Raw genomic sequence first — 16,948 nt, 5'->3', positions numbered from 1 at the left:
CGGTCTCGAAAGGAAAGCGATGCGATTGCGCGTTGAAATCCTGGCGGCGCTCTTTGTCGGCGTGTTTGCGCTGCCTGCCGCGGCACAGGAATGCGGCGGCGATTTCGAGGCCTGGAAGCAGGGCGTCGCGGCCGAAGCCAAGGCGGCCGGCGTCGGCGCCGTCGGGCTCGACGCGCTGGAGGACGCCACCATCGACCAGCGGGCGCTGGCGCGGGACCGTGCCCAGGGCGTGTTCACCCAGACCTTCACCGAATTCGCCAATCGCATGATCTCGGCCTACCGCCTGAAGCAGGGCGCGGCCAATCTAAAGAAATATGCCGATGTTTTCGCCCGCGCCGACAAGGAGTTCGGCGTTCAGCCGGCCATCATCGCTGCTTTTTGGGGCCTGGAGACCGACTTCGGCGCCGTCCAGGGCGACTTCCATACGCTGAATGCGCTGGTGACGCTTTCGCATGATTGCCGCCGCCCTCAGCTCTTCCGGCAGCAATTGGTGCCGCTGCTCATCTTGATCGACCGCGGCGTGCTGCCGGCCGACGTCAAAGGCGCCTGGGCCGGCGAGATCGGCCAGACGCAGATCCTGCCGACCGACTATCTTGCCAAGGGCCTGGACGGCGACGGCGACGGCAAGGTCGACCTCAGGAACAGCGTGCCGGACGTCATCATGACCACGGCCAATAAGATCATGTCGCGCGGCTGGAAGCGCGATCAGCCCTGGGTCCAGGAAGTGCGCGTTCCCGACGAGATGCCATGGGACCAGACCGGCCGCACCAACAAGCTGCCGCTGTCGCAATGGGCGCAATGGGGTGTCACCGAACCCAACGGCAACCCGCTTATCGACAATGGTCTCAGGGCTGGTCTGGCGCTGCCGATGGGTCGCAAGGGTCCCGCCTTCCTGACCTACGACAATTTCGACGTCTATCTGGAATGGAATCAGTCCTTCACCTACGCGCTGACGGCGGCCGTGCTTGCGACCCGCCTTGCCGGCGCGCCGCAATTCGATCCGCGCACGCCCGAGCAAGGCCTGAGCGGCGACCAGATGAAGGCCTTGCAGACCAAGCTCGAAGCCAAGGGCTACGACGTCGGCACGGTCGACGGCATCCTCGGCACCAACACGCGCGAAGCGGTCCGCAAGGAGCAGACGCGGCTCGGGTTGCCGGTCGATGGCTGGCCGACGCCGGAGCTTTTGGCGAAGCTGTAGCGCCCTTCCCTTCTCCCCTTGCGGGGGAAGGTGGATCGGCGCGCAAGCGCCGAGACGGATGTTCCAGCGGAGTGAGACGTTGGCTTTCCCTGGAGCACCCCTCATCGGTCGTCTTCGGCGACACCCACAAGGGGAGAAGGGGAGCTCAATCCGCCATCGTCTCCAGGCTGGCCAACCCTTGCGGCGCGTCGCCTTCGTCGAAGGGCGTCGTCACCTCGACGAATGTGTCGGGAAAGAAGCCGTTGAAGCGGGTCCTCAGCGACAGCGAGTAGGCGCCGATATGGCCGATCTCGATCCAGTCGCCGGTGTCGACCGTTTCCGGCAGCCAGAACGGTCTGGACAGGATATCGACGGAATCGCAGGTCGCGCCGCAGACCTTGAACGGCACGATGGTCTTCTCGTCGCCGTTGCGCGTGCGGATCGCGGGATCGGGGATGAAGCGTGCCGGCAGCGTGATCTTGCCGGTCCATGAATCCGACAGCGACGCCCAGATGCCGTCATTGATGTAGAGCCGCTTGCCCTTGCGCAACAGCACCCGCACGATCAGCGACAGGCACCGCGCCACGATCACCCGGCCGGGCTCGGCCACCAGCGGCATCTGGTCGAACTGATATTCTTTCAGGTCGCCGGCCAGCCGCGACATAAGCTGGCCGAGCGAAGGCATCTCGACCTGCCTGCGGTTGGGGTCGTGGCCATATTCGGCGGGAAAGCCGCCGCCGACATCCAGCCCGGCAATGTCGAAGGTCAGACGGTTGCGCACCCAGTCGGCCGAGGCCAGCGCCCTCTCATAGGTGTCGGGATCCTCGATCTGGCTGCCGACGTGGAAGCAGAGCCCTACCTTGTAGCCGGTGCGGTTCAGCCGCTCGGCAAGCTCGACCGCATTGGCCGGCCCGGCGCCGAATTTCTTCGACAATTCGTAAGCCGCATGGCCCTTGGTCTGAATCCGGACGAAGACGGTGATGGCGCCCGGGTCGATATCGAGCGCCCGCACCACCCGCGTCAGCTTGGTGATCTCGTCCTCATGGTCGAGCGAGATCACCCGGATGCCGTATTTCTCCAGGGCCAGCTTGATGTCCGACTGCGCCTTGACCGGATGCATGTAGAGCATCTCGGCATCCGCCGAGACCGCGCGCACGGCGGCGAACTCGCCGGGTGACGCGACGTCGAATGTGCCGACGCCGGCCTCGACCAGCGTCTTCAGCACGATCTGCTCGCCATTGGTCTTGACCGCATAAGCGGTCTTGCCGGGAAACATGCCCATGAACTGCAGGGCATCCTCCTTCAGCACCTGCGGGCGAAAACAATAGACCGGATCGTCGGGACGAAGCGCCAGTGCCGCATCACGGGCATTTCCGAATCGCTGCATCGACGAATCCTCAGGTCTGGAGCGCGCACAATTAATCCTAGCTAACCGCCAAAGAAAACAGTTCTGTGTCTGGCGACCCGGAGCGGCCTATTGCACATTTTGGCGACGCTAAACCACCAGTCAGGTTTCGGGTGGCCCTTGCCTGCGGACGCGATATCGGTTGGTGAGGTGTAACGGCTGAAATTGAAATCGGCCCGGGGAGGAACAGGACATGTCCATTACGGCCGCCGCCGCGCCGACGCGCGGACCGATGACGCTCAAGGATTGGGCGCAGCTTCTCTTGCTCGGCGCGATCTGGGGCGGCTCGTTCTTCTTTGCCCGCATTGCCGTTTCCGAAATCCACCCGCTGGCGCTGGTGCTGTTTCGCGTCGCCATCGCCGCGATCGCACTCCAGCTCTATCTGGCGGTCCGCGGCCCCTCGTTCCGGCTCGCCTTCCCGCATGCCGGCCTGTTCTTCCTGCTGGCGCTCACCAACAACGTCGTGCCCTTCTCGCTGATCTTCGCCGGGCAGACGCAGCTCGGTGCCGGCGTCGCCTCGGTGCTCAACGCCACGACGCCGTTCTGGACGCTTGTCCTGGCCAACGCGCTAACGACCGACGAAAAGCTGTCCTGGAACAAGCTGGCCGGCATCGGGCTCGGTGTTGCGGGAACGGCGGTAATGATCGGCCCGGGCCTTATTGCCGGCCTCGGCGGCCCTGTCTGGGCCAAGTTCGCGCTGATCGGCGCCTCAGTGTCCTACGCAATCGCCCTGATGATCGCGCGCCGCTTCAAGGGCGTGCCGTCGCCGGTCATCGCCACCGGGCAACTGACGGCATCGAGCATCATCATGATCCCCATCGTGCTCATTGCCTATGGGCCGACGGGCTTGTTTTCGGCCTCGCCACCGGTCTGGGCCGCGGTGCTGGGGCTGGCGCTGCTGTCCACCGCCTTCGCCTATATCCTCTATTTCAACCTCGTCGCCTCGGCCGGCGCCACCAATGCCTCGCTGGTCACCTTGATCGTGCCGGTCAGCGCGGTGCTGCTCGGCTTCCTCTTCCTCGGCGAGCGGCTGGCGCTGTTCGAGATCGGCGGCATGACTCTGATCGGACTCGGTCTGATCACCATCGATGGACGATTGTTCGGCAAATGGTAGCGGTGTCATGTCACAGCGGCGCCACAATTTATTCACAACCGTGAAGCCGGCTTTTGCCAAAGAGTTTCAACGGCTAATGGCAAATTCCAGGTCGCAAATTCCACAACCATGTCGCATTGCAGCACGTTTTCCGCTTGCCTGTGACCCAAATGACTCTAGATTCCGGCCATAGCTCTGAAGAGGAGGCTATGGCATGGGACTGGCGAGGCCGATCAACGCTTTGATGATTTGTGCCGCATTTGCATTCATCGGTGCCCTTATCATAGGTGTTCTTCCCTGACCCGCCAAAGCCGGGAAGACTAAGCACCGAAATAGTCCAACAGTTCGAAAAGGCCGGGTTCTACCCGGCCTTTTCCGTGGAAACCCTGACTTCCCGTTACAGCTTTGGCTCAAGCCGCGGCGGATCCGGCTGCCTCCGCCTCATGCGAGCGGATGCCGATCATGTGGCAGACGGCAAAGACGAGGTCGGCGCGGTTCATCGTGTAGAAATGGAAGTCGCCGACGCCGCGCTCGACAAGGTCGAGCACCTGCTCGGCCGCCACGGCCGAGGCCACCAGCGCATGCGTCTGGGGGTCGTTCTCCAGTCCTTCGAAGCGCTCGGCCAGCCATGCCGGAACCAGGGCGCCGCAGCGAGACGAGAAATTGGCGACCTGCGTGAAATTATGCACCGGCAGGATGCCCGGCACGATCGGGATATAGATGCCGGCGCGCCGCGCCCGCTCGACATAGCGCTCGTAGAGGTCGTTATCGAAGAAGAATTGGGTGATCGCCCGCGTCGCGCCATTGTCGGCCTTGCGCTTCAGCATATCGATGTCGGTGGCAAAATCCGGGCTTTCCGGATGCTTTTCCGGATAGGCGGAGACCGAGATGTCGAAATCGCCCGCGTTCTTCAGCGCGCCCACCAGTTCGGCGCCATTGGCATAGCCGTCGGGATGCGGACGATAGCTTGTGCCGACACCTGCCGCCGGATCGCCGCGCAGCGCCACGAAGCGCTTAACGCCCATATCCGCGAATTCGCGGATGACCGTGTCGACCTGATCGCGCGCCGCATCGACGCAAGTCATGTGCGCCGCAGGCGTCAGCGATGTCTCGTTCAAGATGCGCTTGACCGTGCGCGCCGTGCGCTCACGGGTCGAGCCGCCGGCGCCATAGGTCACCGAGACGAATTTCGGCTTCAGCGGCTCCAGCCTTGTGACCGTGTCCCACAGCCTTACTTCCATCTCGTCGGTCTTCGGCGGGAAAAATTCGAACGAGACCCTGACCTTGTCGCCGATGTCGGGGCGGCGGGAAAAGCGGAACTGGTTCATCAGGCTGTTTCCCTTACTGGCAAGGAATCGTTGGACGGATCGGCGATCAAAAGGCGACGGTCGCGGCCGAGCCAGAGCTTCACCGTAAGCCCTGCCTCGTTGCCGCCGCGCGGCTCGAATTCCTGGCTGTCCTCGAGATCGAGGCCGGCCTCCTCGAACCAGTCGGACATCTGCCGGTCGGAGAAGCCCAGCCGCATGTGCGCGTGCTGGTCGCGCAGGAATTCGAGATTATGCGGCGCGAAGTCGACGACGATCAGCCGGCCCGATGGCCTGAGCAGCCGTGCCGCTTCGGCGATGGCGCGGGCGGGATCGTCGAGATAGTGCAGCACCTGGTGAATGGTGACGAGATCGAAGGCGTTGCGCTCGACCGGCGGCGAGAAAATATCTCCCTGGCGAACCTGCGCATTGGCGATGCCGGCCTTGTCGAGATTGGCGCGCGCCACGGTCAGCATCTCGCGCGACATGTCGATGCCGACGCCGCGCCGGTAGAGCGGCGCGAAGATTTCGAGCAGCCTGCCCGTGCCGGTGCCGAGGTCGAGCATCGACTGGAACGGCCGCTTGCCGACGAGCCTGATGAGTGCCGCCTCCACCGCGCGGTCCGGCACATGCAGGGAGCGGATGTGATCCCAGCTCGCGGCATTCTCGGAGAAATATTCAGCGGCCCGGTCCTGCCGCTTGCGCTTCACCGCCGCCAGCCGCTCGAGATCGCGCACCACCTGCGGATCGGCCTCGCTTATGCCCGACACCAGACGCTGGACGAAATCGCGCGAATTATCGATGTCGGTCAGCCTGAAAAAAGCCCAGGACCCTTCCTGATAGCGGCCGATCAGCCCGGCATCGAGCAGCAGCTTCAGATGACGCGAGACGCGCGGCTGCGACTGGCCAAGGATCTCGGTGAGGTCGGATACGGTGAGATCCCCGCGCGCCAGCAGCACCAGGATGCGCAGCCGGCTGGATTCGGCCGCCGCCTTCAATGTATCTACCATTGTGTCGAGCGAGACATGCATGAGCGGGCTCTCGTTGAAAGATATAAAGATATGTTTATGTCGGTTTTGATATCCTGGCAAGCGCTATGTCGCTTCCGGACAAGAAAATGGCGCAGCCGTGATCCGCGCGTGGCAGACGGTTCTTGTGTGGGGTGAAGAAGATGTTTGAAACGCGCGAAGGTGAGACGCTTCTTGCAGCCGATCCGGCGGGGTTGCGGCCGGACGGCTATCTCGTCTTCCTCGGCCGCATCGTCTCGCCCTGGGCCAGTCGCGAGAATTGCCCCAAGAACATGCGCGCCGCTCGGGAATTGGGGCGAGCCGCGACGGTCGTGATCGACGAGCCCTATCGCCCGGGGCTGCAAAGCCTGGAACGCGCCAGCCACGTCGTCATCCTGTCCTGGCTCCACCACGCGCCGCGGAATCTGATTGTGCAGAAACCGCGCCATGCGGCTGAACCGAAAGGCGTTTTCTCGCTGCGTTCCCCTGCCCGGCCGAACCCTGTCGGCCTGCATGTGGCGAAACTCGTCGCACTCCACATCGAGGCCGGCCGGATCGGGATCGACGCCATCGATGTGCTCGACGGGACACCGGTCATCGACATCAAGCCTTATTACGCTTCCACGGATGCCTTCCCGGAAGCGACGATTGCCGGGCGGGACGAGAAATGAACGCACCCACCGGCCGCCGCCGCGCCATCGCCAAGGCGCTGACCGCGCTGTTGCCGCTCGCGCCCTACGCCGACGTGGAAGAGATCCGCGCCGACGCCGGGTCGGTGCATATGAAGAGCTTGCCGCCGACGATCGCGGTATGGCTGGCCACCATCGCCCATGTCCGCCATGTCCACACCGATTACGAGAAATTGCTCGCCGAGGGCTATGACCGGGATTCGGCGCGCTTCTTCGTAATCGGCCGGACCAATGAGGTGCTCACCCGTTGGCGCGCTACACGCCTGCTTCAGGAAGACGACGAGGACGAATAGGCGCCTTCGCCCTCTATGCGCATCCCACCAAATTAAATCGGATGCCGCCTCTGGAAAAACGGCGGCGGCGCCGTACATGGGATAAGCGGAGATTCCTCCGTTTATCCCTCCGAATTCATCGCCCTCTGGGCAAGGACAGCAGATCATGACTGACAAGGTTTGGTTCATCACCGGATCGTCGAAGGGCTTTGGCCGCGTCTGGGCCGAGGCCGCGCTCGCCCGCGGCGATCGCGTCGCCGCAACCGCGCGCGATGCCGGCACGCTTGCCGATCTCGTCGAGAAATATGGCGACAAGGTCGCTGCCATGCAGCTCGACGTCACCGACAAGCAGGCGGTCGACGCCGCGATCGCCGAAGCGCAGAAGCGCTTCGGCCGGCTCGATGTCGTCATCAACAATGCCGGCTACGGCCATTTCGGCGCCATCGAGGAGGTCAGCGAGCAGGAAGCACGCGACCAGATCGAGACCAACATCTTCGGCGCACTTTGGGTGACCCAGGCCGCGCTGCCCATTATGAGGGCGCAACGCTCCGGCCACATCATCCAGATCTCCTCGATCGGCGGCGTCAACGCCTTTGGCTCGCTCGGCCTTTATCACGCCTCGAAATGGGCGCTGGAAGCCTTCAGCCAGTCGCTCAGCCTGGAGGTCGCCGGCTTCGGCATCCACGTCACCCTTGTCGAGCCGGGCGGCTTCTCCACCGACTGGGCCGGGCCGTCGGCCAAGGTCTCCAAGCCGTTGGAGGCCTATGAGCCGGTCCGCGCGGCGATGGCCGAGCGCCGCAGCCGCTCGGTCGCCGGCGATCCGCAAGCGACCGGACCGGCGATGCTGGCGATCGTCGATGCCGCCGAGCCGCCGCTCAGGGTCTTCTTCGGCGATGGCGGCCTGCCGATGATCAGGCAGGAATATGCCAACCGCATCGCCACCTGGGAAAAGTGGGACCATGTCTCGGTGATGGCGCAGGGCGCCAACAAGAACCGCAAAGCCTGACACTGCCTTGGCCGGACCTGGACCGGCCGAGGCATGTTGAGATTCAGGTCAGGGCGAGTCGAGAACGGTGGTTTCCGAGAACCGGAACGGAGCGTGCGTTTGGGCACGTGAGTACCGGAAGCGCAGGAAATCGCCGTTTCGCAGGCCGACCTCACCTGAATATCAGCATGCCTCACCGATAAATCCACTGCTCGGGGACCCGGATGGAAATCTCTTCGCCAGCCCGAATGACGCCCGGCTTTTCGACCCAGGCGACGAGGCCGCGCAGTCGCTTCGCCTCCTTGGGGAAGAGCAGCGCGGTGGCATTGTGATCCGCGGCGCCGACATGCTCGGCGATCGACTGTCCGGCAACGCGGCACGGCTTGTTCTGGCCGTCGACCTTGAGTGTCACGCCACCGTTGAAGAACATCAGCGAACCGGCCGGCAGCATCGAAAGATGCGGCACGCCTTCGATCACAAGATTGGCGCCGATCCACTCCGGCTTGATCTCCTCGAGACCCATGCGTTGCGCGATGATGGCGAGCTCGGCCGCCGCGACAAGTGACAATTGCCGCTCGTTTCGCATCTCGGTGCCGCGCGGATACCAGGGCTCGCGCCCGCCCGAACGCCGCGTTGTGCCGCCATGGAAGTCGCCGGCGATCCCGTCGAAGCCAAGCCGCAGTTCTTCGACCGCCCTCGTCTCGAAATGGTTGTGCGGAGCGGCGTAGAGCGCCGCCGCCTTTGCCGTCAGCTTGCGGCCGGGCACTATGTCGAATGTCGGTTCGGCCGCTGGAAAAAGTTCTAGGTTCGTTTCCTGCATGCCGCTGGTCTAAAGGCCGCTGAGAATGCGGTCCAGTCGAAAGCGCTGATGATCCGATCACACCGTTTGATGGCGATCACGAGGTTATTACCAGAAAATGCCACCCGCGCTGCACACTCGTCGCATTACCGCCGTGCGGCCGACATAAACGATGCGTGCTGTGTCGGGAGCAGGCTCGATCATGCAGGTTGGACACGCTGTCGCGGCGCTTTGGCTGTTCTGGGTGGTGTCCTGGATCCTTGCCGCTGCCTGGGCCGATCCGGCGCAGAAGCGCGCGGACTTCAAGACAGAGGCACGCTACCGCGTCTTTTGGGTGGCCGGCACCGCGCTGCTGTTCGTGCCGGCGCACGACTATGGCGGCCGGCTGCGGCTTTGGACGCCGACGCTTACCGAAGCCTGGATCTGCGTCGCCCTAATCGCCATCGGCATCGCCTTCGCCTGGTGGGCGCGCCTGCATCTCGGCCGGCTGTGGTCCGCCACTGTCACCGCCAAGGCGGATCATCGCGTGGTCGATACGGGCCCATATGGCCTAGTCCGCCATCCGATCTACTCGGGACTGCTGCTGTCCGTCCTGGCGACCATGGCAGTCAAGGGCACGGTATGGGGCATTGCCGGCGCCGCCCTGCTGCTCGTCGGCGTCGTCGTCAAGGCGCGGCTGGAAGAAAGCTTCCTGCGCGGCGAGCTCGGCCCGGCCTATGACGACTACGCCAGGCGCGTGCCCATGCTGGTGCCCTTCGCGCCGGCCTGAAGCCGCATCTCAAAGCATGCGCAGCAGCGCGCCGCCGATCGAATAGCCGGCGCCGAAGGCGCAGATCAGGCCGAAATCGCCAGCCTTCATATCGGCATGGTTCTCCGACAGCGCCACGATCGCGCCGGCGCCGGCGGTGTTGCCGAGCCGCTCCAGCACCATCGGCGCGCGGTCATGGTCGACGTCGTGGCCGAAGGACAGTTTCAGGATCATCGCATTCATGCGCGCATTGGCCTGATGCAGCCAGAAGCGGCGAATGCCTTCCGGCGTCAGCCCGTGCTCGGCCAGGAACTCGACAATGAATTTCTGGCCGGCGACGGTGACTTCCTTGAACACCTTGTTGCCGACCTGCTTGATGAGATTGCCCTCCAGGTTGATCATGTAGGGATCATCCTGCGCCGTGCGCGTGTAGTAGCCGAGATTGGTGCGGATGTTGTTTGACATCTGCGTCCAGGTGCGCGTGTCGAGCACCTCGAAGCGTTCCGGCCGCTTCTCGCCCTGCGCCAAACCCTCGACGACCATGGCGACCGAAGCGTCGCCGAAGATGAAATGCGTCTGCCGGTCGCGGAAATTGAGGTGGCCGGTGATGATCTCCGGCGTCGACACCAGGATGCGCTTGTGCGCCCCTGCCCTCACCAGGTTGACCGCGACATGCAGCGCCGCCGCGGCGGAAGAGCAGCCAAGCCCCATATCGAAGCCGGCGCCCTTGGTGCCTAGCGCCTCCTGCATCTCGATGGCGATGGCCGGATAGGGCCGCTGATGGTGCGAGGCAGAGCAGATCACCAGATCGATCTCCGACCCGTCGACCCCGGCATGGGCAAGCGCCTTCCTGGCCGAAGCGAGGCCGAACTCCGCCTCGAGCGACAGTGCGTCGTCCGGCCGCGCCGGAATGCGCGGCGACATGCGGGTCGGGTCGAGGATGCCCTCGCGCTCGATCACATGGCGGGTTCTCACGCCGGAGGCATGCACGATGAAGTCGCTGTCCGACTTCTGCAAGAGCGGCTCGCCGGTCTCGGCGCGGCGCGCATTCTCGGTGTCGACCCAGCTGTTGAAGCTTGCGACCAGCTCTTCATTGGTGATGACGGGCTCAGGGATTTCGGCGCCGATGCCGCTGATGATGACGCGATGCATGTCCAATCCGTCCGAGAGGCGGCAAGTTGTGCCGAGGCGAGGCGCTACACTTGTCGCATTTGCCCGGTTTATTCCAGCTTAATTCGACAACCACCGCTGGCATTCAGGTGGTGGATGCTCAAGCGCGCTTGGCGACGATGAAGATGCGCGGGAAGCGCAGCAGCACCTTGCCGTTCGCCGTCTTCGGATAGGCCTTGGCGATCTTCGCCGTGTAGCTGTCGAGGAACAGCTTCTTCTCATCCGCATCGAGCGGATCGAGGAAGGGCTTCAGCCCCGTCGACTTGACCCATTCGACGATTGCTTCGGCATCGGCCAGCGGATGGTTGTAGATGGTGTGCCAGATGTCGAGCCGGTCGACGAGCGGCGACAGAAGATCGTAGTAGAAGGACACCGGCGGCAGCGGCGCGCGCGCAGCGCCCTCGAGCTTCGCCGAGAACGGCACTTCCGCCGCGGTTTCGCGCATCAGTCGGTGCGAGGGCTCGCCGAGATTGTCGGGCATCTGGATGGCCAGGGCGCCGCCGGGCGCAAGCAATCCCGTCAGCCGCTGGAACACCGCCGGATGGTCCGGCAACCACTGGAACGCGGCGTTGGCGAAGATGACGTCGACGGGATGCTGCGGTTGCCATCCGGCGGCATCCGCCAGCTCGAAATCGACATTCGGAAGCCGCGCCCGCGCCTTCTCGATCATGTCCGGCGAGGTGTCGAAACCGCTCACCTGGGCATCCGGCCAGCGCTCGACCAGAAGCTCGGTCGAGTTGCCGGGACCGCAGCCGACATCGACCACGCGACGCGGAAAATCGACCGGCACCTGCGCAACCAGATCCCGCGCCGGCCGCGTGCGCTCATCCTCGAACTTCAGATATTGGGCGGCGGACCAGTCAGCCATGTGAGAACCTGCTTTGTTCGCCGCCCTTTGGACTGATCTTATCGCGTCAGCCGCTTGTGGGTCATGCGGTGCGGGGTCGCCGCTTCGGCGCCCAGGCGGCGCAGCTTGTCCTTCTCATATTCCTCGAAATTGCCTTCGAACCACTCGACATGCGCGTCGCCCTCGAAGGCGAGCATGTGGGTGGCCATGCGGTCGAGGAACATGCGGTCGTGGCTGATGATGACCGCGCAGCCGGCATAGGCTTCCAGCGCATCTTCTAGCGCGCCCAGCGTTTCGGTGTCGAGGTCGTTGGTCGGTTCGTCGAGCAAAAGCACGTTGCCGCCGCCCTTCAGCATCTTGGCCAGGTGGACGCGGTTGCGCTGGCCGCCCGAGAGGTTGCCGACCTTCTGCTGCTGGTCGCCGCCGCGGAAGTTGAAGGACGAGCAGTAGGCGCGGCTGTTGACCTCGTGCTTGCCGAGCTTGATGACTTCGGCGCCGCCGGAGATCTCTTCCCATACCGTCTTGTTCGGGTCGAGCGCGTCGCGACTCTGGTCGACATAGCCGAGCCGCACCGTCTCGCCCTTGCGGATCGAGCCGGCATCCGGCGTTTCCTGGCCCGTGATCATCTTGAACAGCGTCGTCTTGCCGGCGCCGTTCGGGCCGATGACGCCGACAATGCCGCCCGGCGGCAGCTTGAACGACAGATCCTCGATCAGGAGCTCGTCGCCGAAGCCCTTGCTGAGGCCTTCGACCTCGATGACGAGGTTGCCGAGGCGCTCGCTCGACGGGATGACGATCTGGGTGTCGGTCGGCTTGCGGTTCTGCGACTGCTCGACCAGTTCTTCATAGGCCTTGATACGCGCCTTGGACTTCGTCTGGCGCGCCTTGGGCGAGGACTGGATCCACTCGCGCTCGCGCCAGATCGACTTCTGGCGCGCGTCGTCCTCGCGGCCTTCCTGGATCAGGCGCTTGGCCTTGGCGTCGAGATATTTGGTGTAGTTGCCCTCGTAAGGGATACCGCGGCCGCGATCGAGCTCGAGGATCCAGCCGGTGACGTTGTCGAGGAAGTAGCGGTCGTGGGTGATGATCAGCACCGAGCCAGGATAGTCGCGCAGATGCTTTTCCAGCCACTGCGTGGTCTCGGCGTCGAGATGGTTGGTCGGTTCGTCGAGCAGCAAGAGGTCGGGCTGCTCGAGCAACAGCCTGCACAGCGCCACGCGGCGGCGCTCGCCGCCCGACAGGTTGGTTACTTCGGAGTCAGGCGGCGGGCATTGCAGCGCGTCCATCGCCATTTCGACCTGCTGTTCGAGATCCCAGAGATTGAGGCGGTCCATCTCGTCCTGGAGCTTGGCCGACTCGTCGGCCGTCTCGTCGGAATAGTTCATCATCAGCTCGTTGTAGCGCTCGATGATGGCGGTCTTCCTGGCGACGCCGTCCATGACGTTTTCACGCACGGTCTTGGTGTTGTCGAGCTGCGGCTCCTGCGCCAGGTAGCCGACGGTGGCGCCCTCGGCCAGCCACGCCTCGCCCTGGAACTCCTTGTCGAGCCCGGCCATGATGCGCAGGATCGTCGACTTGCCCGAGCCGTTGGGGCCGAGAATGCCGATCTTGGCATCCGGATAGAAGGACAGGTGAACGTTATCGAGCACCTTCTTGGTGCCGTAGGCCTTCGACAGGCCGGACATGTGATAGATGAACTGGCGAGCCACGCGCGCTTTCCCTGGAAACTGAAGTGTCAAGGTGGATGGGGGTTGGGCGCTATGTAGGCGATGAAGCGCCGAACGGCAATCGCTTTCGGCGCGAGACGCGCCAATCGGCGCGGATTCGCCGGTTTGCGGCGCCCAAATTCGCTCAGGGCTTTTTCGCCGCTCTCGCGATCGCGCGAAATCGGGGGTTAACCATTCGCCTTCAAAACGATGCTAGGTTGGGAAATCGCGGCCATGCTGCGGTTTCGGGGAAGGATCGGATCGACGACGTGCTGAACGGTGCCCTGCTCCTTGCCGAAGCGGTTCTCTATTTCGGTGCCATGGTCACGCTTTTCCGCTTCCGGCGCCGCATCGGGCTTGGCGTGTTCATCTGCGCGCTCGGCGTCATGCATTTCCTCGAAACCTACCTTGCCAGCGTCTTCTACGTCGCGCTGCCGTTCGGGCTGGTGTCGCCAGGCTCCGCCGTGCTCTTCTCCGGCAAGCTCGTCATGCTGCTTCTGCTCTACATGAAGGAGGATGCGGCGACCGTTCGCCAGCCGATCTACGGCCTGCTGCTTGGCAACGCAGTGATGATCGGGCTGGTACTGGTCCTGCGCCTGCACGCGATCGCTCCGCTTCCAAGCGGCAAGCTTCCCGATATCGCCTTCATCGACGAGATGGGCTGGCTGATGGTCTGGGGCACCACGCTGCTCTTCGTGGACGCAATCCTGATCATCCTGCTCTACGAGAAGCTCGGCGCCTATCTGCGCGCAAGGCCATTCCTACGCATCCTCGTATCGGTCGCCTGCGTGCTCACCTTCGACCAGGCCGGCTTCTTCACCGCGCTGCATTTCGTCGCCGGCGCGCCGGTCGAGGTCTTCTTCGGCGGCTGGTTCGCCAAGATGGGCGCAGCGCTTGCCTATAGCGGCATGCTCGTCGCGTATCTGAAATGGGTCGAAGACCACGATGTCGCCGTGCCGCGCGGCCTCTCCGACATTTTCGACGCCCTCACCTATCGCGAGCGCTACGAAGCGCTGATCAAACATGTCGGCCGTGACGGCCTCACCGGCCTGCTGCATCGCGGCAGTTTCGATGCCGACGGCGAGTCCGCAGTCTCGACCGCCATCAGGATCGGCAAGCCGCTCAGCCTGCTCGTCGTCGACGTCGACCACTTCAAGTCGATCAACGACCGCTTCGGTCATGCCGAGGGCGACAAGGTGCTGAAATCGATAGCTGCCCTGCTGGCCGAGACGGTCGGCGCCCACGATCAGGTGTTCCGCATCGGCGGCGAGGAATTCGCCGTGCTGACGCAGCAGTCGCACGGGCCCGCCAGGCTGCTCGGCGAGACTATCAGGAACGCCGCCAAGACCTCGGCGCATACCGGCCGTTTCAGCATCACGGTGAGCGCCGGCGTCTCCACCGTCAGCGAGACGACGCGCTGTCTTGCCGACGTTTTCGCGCTGGCCGACCAGCGCCTCTACAAGGCGAAATTGAGCGGCCGCGACCGCGTGGTCGGCGAACCTGGCAGCGAGGCTATCATCCTGCAGGCGGCCCCCAGATCAGCCTGACAGAGAACGGGCTGACCCAAATTCTCGCCTATTGGAAACCGATAGCGTCGACAGTGCCCTTCGGGCAACCGGCCTTGGCTGTCGGCGCAGACGCCATCAGGAGATCGGCGAGCTTGCTGTCCGGGCCGATCGGACCGGACAGGCCGAGCGTGATCTCGCCGATCATACGCCTTCCACTCGACGGGTCGACCAGACAGGACACGCGCACCCGGTCGCCCGCTCCTGCGCCGAAGGCCTCGTTGAACGCGCCGCGGATCTGGTCCGAGGTCAATTGCTTTCCGATGTTCTTGTTGAAGAGATCGCGCACGGCCGAACCGTTCACCGCCCGCATCAGATTGAGCGCGTCTGAAAAATACTGCTGCTGGCTCTTGCCGTAGCAGGTGCCGTGCTTGATCCATTCGTGCCGCTCCAGTTTGGAGGCCGTGCCCGGCATGACCTGGTCGAGCTCGGCGCGCGTATTGGCGTCGAGGTCGACCGGCGGCAGGTCTCCCCAGTGCGCCGGATTGTCATTGGCTTTGTCGCTTGCCGACACCTGGCAATAGAAATTGCCGTTGGGCTGCGGCCACAGCCCATGCAGCGTGAAGTGCGAAGCGTCGAACTCACCGGGGCTCTGCGCCTTGCATTCGGGCTTGCTTGCCTTGGTCTCGCAGAAAGCCGGCTGCCAGCTCAGCGCAAAGACGTATTCGGGTTTTCCGGAGGCTGACGACGGCTTGGTCTGACCGGAAGGCGCCGGCGTGGTCGCAGCACTGCCGCCGCTGACATGGCCGCAACTGATCTTCACCCAGCGCCGCTCGGGATCGGCGCCCGGCACCTGGATAAGGTAGTGGGTGGGCTCTTCCTTGTTGCCGGCAAGAAGCTCATAGCTCTGCCCGGCCTGCGTCGAGATATTGCCGGGGTTCTTGCCGCTCTTGATGGCCTGCGTCGCCGGGCAGGCGCTGTCGGCGACGAAAGTGCCGCTCATCTTCACGTCGGCATGCGCCGCGCCGGCACCGGCCAGAGCCAGCACCATCGAACCCCACAATGCCCAAACCCGCATCCCGCTCTCCCGGCGACCATTGAACCGTATTGGATTCGTCACACTAGAACAGCCGACGTGTCAGAATTGCGATCTTTTTCGCCGCTCGAAAAAACAATCCCCAGCTGAGCACTCTCCATCGGCGGATTCGCAAGTGCGCTCATCCACTTGACGCCGGCAAAAGCCTCGCCCAACAGTCGCCCAGGGAGCGAGACATGCCATTCGACAGAAAGACCAGCCTGGCCTCACCGACCGGGGCCGAGCTCAACCTCCATGTGAAACACGCGGAGGTGAAGCCACGTGCCGTGGTCCAGATCAATCACGGCCTGGCCGAGCATGCGGCGCGCTACGCCCGCTTTGCCGATTTCCTGAGCGGGCGCGGCTTCCATTTCTACGCCCACGACCATCGCGGCCATGGCGCGACGAAGGCGGCCGACGCGCCGCTCGGCAAGTTCGCGGATAGCGACGGCATCGCCAAGGTGATCGCCGATGTCGATGCCGTTCACGACCTGATCGCGGCCGAGCATCCGGGCTTGCCGGTGATCGCTTTTGGACATTCGCTGGGCGCCTCGGTCGCGCTCAACTTCGTGTTGCGCCATTCCGAACGCGTCCATGCCGCCGCGATCTGGAACGGTAATTTCTCGCAAGGCCTGCTCGGCCAATTGGCGCTGATCATCCTCGGCTGGGAACGGATGCGGCTGGGCTCCGACGTGCCGTCGCGCCTTCTGCCCAAGCTCACTTTCCAGGCGTGGGGCAAGGCGGTGCCCGACCACCGGACCTTATTCGACTGGCTGTCGCGCGACTCTGCCGAGGTCGACAAATACATCGCCGATCCACTCTGCGGCTGGGACGCCTCCATCTCGATGTGGCGCGATGCGGTCAAGATGGCGCAGCACGCCGGCAAGGATTCCAGCTTCGCCGGCGTCCGCCGCGACCTTCCTTTCAATCTCGTCGGCGGCGAGAAGGACCCCGCATCGGATTACGGCAAGGCGGTCAACCACCTCGCCAGACGGATGCGGGCAATGGGCTTTTCGAATCTGGTTTCAAAGGTTTACCCGGAAACCCGCCATGAAAGCCTGAACGAGATCAACCGCGACGCCGTCATGAACGATTTTGCCGCCTGGGCCGACAGCGTGCTCAAATCCTGACCTGGCGTGGCCCATCGCATGGGTCGTGACACGGCC

Annotated in this window: 16 protein-coding genes; 8 read left to right on the top strand and 8 right to left on the bottom strand. The window is 64.0% G+C overall.

Features of this window, described 5'->3' with window-relative positions; translation table 11 throughout:
• Nucleotides 1-19: 19 nt before the first annotated feature.
• Complete coding sequence (locus LB528_RS06880) at nt 20-1,198, top strand: lytic murein transglycosylase (RefSeq protein WP_224516424.1); 1,179 nt, start codon at nt 20-22, stop codon at nt 1,196-1,198.
• A gap of 145 nt (nt 1,199-1,343) precedes the next feature.
• On the opposite strand, the gene LB528_RS06875 is transcribed toward LB528_RS06880, so the two are convergent.
• Nucleotides 1,344-2,564: an alanine racemase gene (locus tag LB528_RS06875; protein WP_224516423.1), complete on the bottom strand. Its 1,221-nt coding sequence runs from the start codon at nt 2,562-2,564 to the stop codon at nt 1,344-1,346.
• 211 nt (nt 2,565-2,775) lie between these two features.
• Here LB528_RS06875 and LB528_RS06870 point away from each other — a divergent pair, with 211 nt between their 5' ends.
• Complete coding sequence (locus LB528_RS06870; protein WP_224516422.1) at nt 2,776-3,696, top strand: DMT family transporter; 921 nt, start codon at nt 2,776-2,778, stop codon at nt 3,694-3,696.
• Nucleotides 3,697-4,085: 389 nt separating this feature from the next.
• Here LB528_RS06870 and metF read toward each other — a convergent pair whose 3' ends face one another.
• Nucleotides 4,086-5,003, bottom strand: a complete 918-nt coding sequence (gene metF / locus LB528_RS06865; protein ID WP_224516421.1) for a methylenetetrahydrofolate reductase [NAD(P)H] — start codon at nt 5,001-5,003, stop codon at nt 4,086-4,088.
• A complete protein-coding gene (locus tag LB528_RS06860; protein ID WP_224516420.1) occupies nt 5,003-6,010 on the bottom strand; it encodes an ArsR/SmtB family transcription factor in 1,008 nt (335 codons plus the stop codon). Before LB528_RS06860 ends, metF begins: the two co-directional genes overlap by 1 nt.
• Nucleotides 6,011-6,150: 140 nt before the next feature.
• Here LB528_RS06860 and tsaA point away from each other — a divergent pair, with 140 nt between their 5' ends.
• From tsaA to LB528_RS06845, 3 genes are all read left to right on the top strand, one after another.
• A complete protein-coding gene (tsaA, locus tag LB528_RS06855; RefSeq protein WP_224714302.1) occupies nt 6,151-6,657 on the top strand; it encodes a tRNA (N6-threonylcarbamoyladenosine(37)-N6)-methyltransferase TrmO in 507 nt (168 codons plus the stop codon).
• Entirely contained in the window at nt 6,654-6,968 is a 315-nt protein-coding gene (locus LB528_RS06850) for a DUF2293 domain-containing protein (RefSeq protein ID WP_224714301.1), read from the top strand. Before tsaA ends, LB528_RS06850 begins: the two co-directional genes overlap by 4 nt.
• Nucleotides 6,969-7,113: 145 nt before the next feature.
• Nucleotides 7,114-7,953, top strand: coding sequence for an SDR family oxidoreductase (locus LB528_RS06845; protein ID WP_224714300.1), 840 nt, complete (start codon nt 7,114-7,116; stop codon nt 7,951-7,953).
• 172 nt (nt 7,954-8,125) lie between these two features.
• On the opposite strand, the gene LB528_RS06840 is transcribed toward LB528_RS06845, so the two are convergent.
• The gene (locus LB528_RS06840; protein ID WP_224516416.1) at nt 8,126-8,752 is read right to left on the bottom strand and encodes an MOSC domain-containing protein; all 627 of its coding nucleotides are present in this window, start codon (nt 8,750-8,752) and stop codon (nt 8,126-8,128) included.
• Between the two features lie 181 nt (nt 8,753-8,933).
• On the opposite strand from LB528_RS06840, the gene LB528_RS06835 reads away from it, so the two are divergent.
• Nucleotides 8,934-9,500, top strand: coding sequence for a methyltransferase family protein (locus LB528_RS06835; RefSeq protein ID WP_224516415.1), 567 nt, complete (start codon nt 8,934-8,936; stop codon nt 9,498-9,500).
• Nucleotides 9,501-9,509: 9 nt separating this feature from the next.
• Here LB528_RS06835 and LB528_RS06830 read toward each other — a convergent pair whose 3' ends face one another.
• The 3 genes from LB528_RS06830 to ettA form a co-directional block, all read right to left on the bottom strand.
• Nucleotides 9,510-10,631: a beta-ketoacyl-ACP synthase III gene (locus LB528_RS06830; RefSeq protein WP_224714299.1), complete on the bottom strand. Its 1,122-nt coding sequence runs from the start codon at nt 10,629-10,631 to the stop codon at nt 9,510-9,512.
• Between the two features lie 118 nt (nt 10,632-10,749).
• Complete coding sequence (tam, locus tag LB528_RS06825) at nt 10,750-11,517, bottom strand: trans-aconitate 2-methyltransferase (RefSeq protein WP_224714298.1); 768 nt, start codon at nt 11,515-11,517, stop codon at nt 10,750-10,752.
• Nucleotides 11,518-11,555: 38 nt separating this feature from the next.
• Nucleotides 11,556-13,205, bottom strand: a complete 1,650-nt coding sequence (ettA, locus tag LB528_RS06820; RefSeq protein ID WP_224714297.1) for an energy-dependent translational throttle protein EttA — start codon at nt 13,203-13,205, stop codon at nt 11,556-11,558.
• 266 nt (nt 13,206-13,471) lie between these two features.
• Between ettA and LB528_RS06815 the strand changes: the two genes are divergently transcribed.
• Entirely contained in the window at nt 13,472-14,749 is a 1,278-nt protein-coding gene (locus tag LB528_RS06815; protein WP_224714296.1) for a sensor domain-containing diguanylate cyclase, read from the top strand.
• A 28-nt stretch (nt 14,750-14,777) separates the two neighbouring features.
• Here LB528_RS06815 and LB528_RS06810 read toward each other — a convergent pair whose 3' ends face one another.
• Nucleotides 14,778-15,785: a ribonuclease T2 family protein gene (locus tag LB528_RS06810; protein ID WP_224714295.1), complete on the bottom strand. Its 1,008-nt coding sequence runs from the start codon at nt 15,783-15,785 to the stop codon at nt 14,778-14,780.
• 194 nt (nt 15,786-15,979) lie between these two features.
• Here LB528_RS06810 and LB528_RS06805 point away from each other — a divergent pair, with 194 nt between their 5' ends.
• Nucleotides 15,980-16,912 (top strand): alpha/beta fold hydrolase, encoded by a 933-nt coding sequence (locus LB528_RS06805; protein WP_224714294.1) that lies wholly within the window; start codon nt 15,980-15,982, stop codon nt 16,910-16,912.
• Nucleotides 16,913-16,948 lie beyond the last annotated feature (36 nt).

The sequence above is a fragment of the Mesorhizobium sp. CA4 genome, assembly GCF_020165075.1.
In the GTDB taxonomy this organism is placed as follows: domain Bacteria; phylum Pseudomonadota; class Alphaproteobacteria; order Rhizobiales; family Rhizobiaceae; genus Mesorhizobium.
The sequence above is the reverse complement of the archived record's forward strand: the minus strand, read 5'-3'. Positions and strand labels throughout refer to the sequence as shown.

What these genes read in the sequence shown, in the direction of transcription:
- tsaA (WP_224714302.1), top strand. Translation starts at nt 6,151, where the DNA reads ATGTTTGAAACGCGCGAAGGTGAGACGCTTCTTGCAGCCGATCCGGCG.
- LB528_RS06845 (WP_224714300.1), top strand. Translation starts at nt 7,114, where the DNA reads ATGACTGACAAGGTTTGGTTCATCACCGGATCGTCGAAGGGCTTTGGC.
- LB528_RS06840 (WP_224516416.1), bottom strand. Translation starts at nt 8,752, where the DNA reads ATGCAGGAAACGAACCTAGAACTTTTTCCAGCGGCCGAACCGACATTC.
- LB528_RS06850 (WP_224714301.1), top strand. Translation starts at nt 6,654, where the DNA reads ATGAACGCACCCACCGGCCGCCGCCGCGCCATCGCCAAGGCGCTGACC.
- LB528_RS06875 (WP_224516423.1), bottom strand. Translation starts at nt 2,564, where the DNA reads ATGCAGCGATTCGGAAATGCCCGTGATGCGGCACTGGCGCTTCGTCCC.
- tam (WP_224714298.1), bottom strand. Translation starts at nt 11,517, where the DNA reads ATGGCTGACTGGTCCGCCGCCCAATATCTGAAGTTCGAGGATGAGCGC.
- LB528_RS06835 (WP_224516415.1), top strand. Translation starts at nt 8,934, where the DNA reads ATGCAGGTTGGACACGCTGTCGCGGCGCTTTGGCTGTTCTGGGTGGTG.
- LB528_RS06870 (WP_224516422.1), top strand. Translation starts at nt 2,776, where the DNA reads ATGTCCATTACGGCCGCCGCCGCGCCGACGCGCGGACCGATGACGCTC.
- LB528_RS06860 (WP_224516420.1), bottom strand. Translation starts at nt 6,010, where the DNA reads ATGCATGTCTCGCTCGACACAATGGTAGATACATTGAAGGCGGCGGCC.
- LB528_RS06810 (WP_224714295.1), bottom strand. Translation starts at nt 15,785, where the DNA reads ATGCGGGTTTGGGCATTGTGGGGTTCGATGGTGCTGGCTCTGGCCGGT.
- LB528_RS06880 (WP_224516424.1), top strand. Translation starts at nt 20, where the DNA reads ATGCGATTGCGCGTTGAAATCCTGGCGGCGCTCTTTGTCGGCGTGTTT.
- LB528_RS06805 (WP_224714294.1), top strand. Translation starts at nt 15,980, where the DNA reads ATGCCATTCGACAGAAAGACCAGCCTGGCCTCACCGACCGGGGCCGAG.
- LB528_RS06830 (WP_224714299.1), bottom strand. Translation starts at nt 10,631, where the DNA reads ATGCATCGCGTCATCATCAGCGGCATCGGCGCCGAAATCCCTGAGCCC.
- metF (WP_224516421.1), bottom strand. Translation starts at nt 5,003, where the DNA reads ATGAACCAGTTCCGCTTTTCCCGCCGCCCCGACATCGGCGACAAGGTC.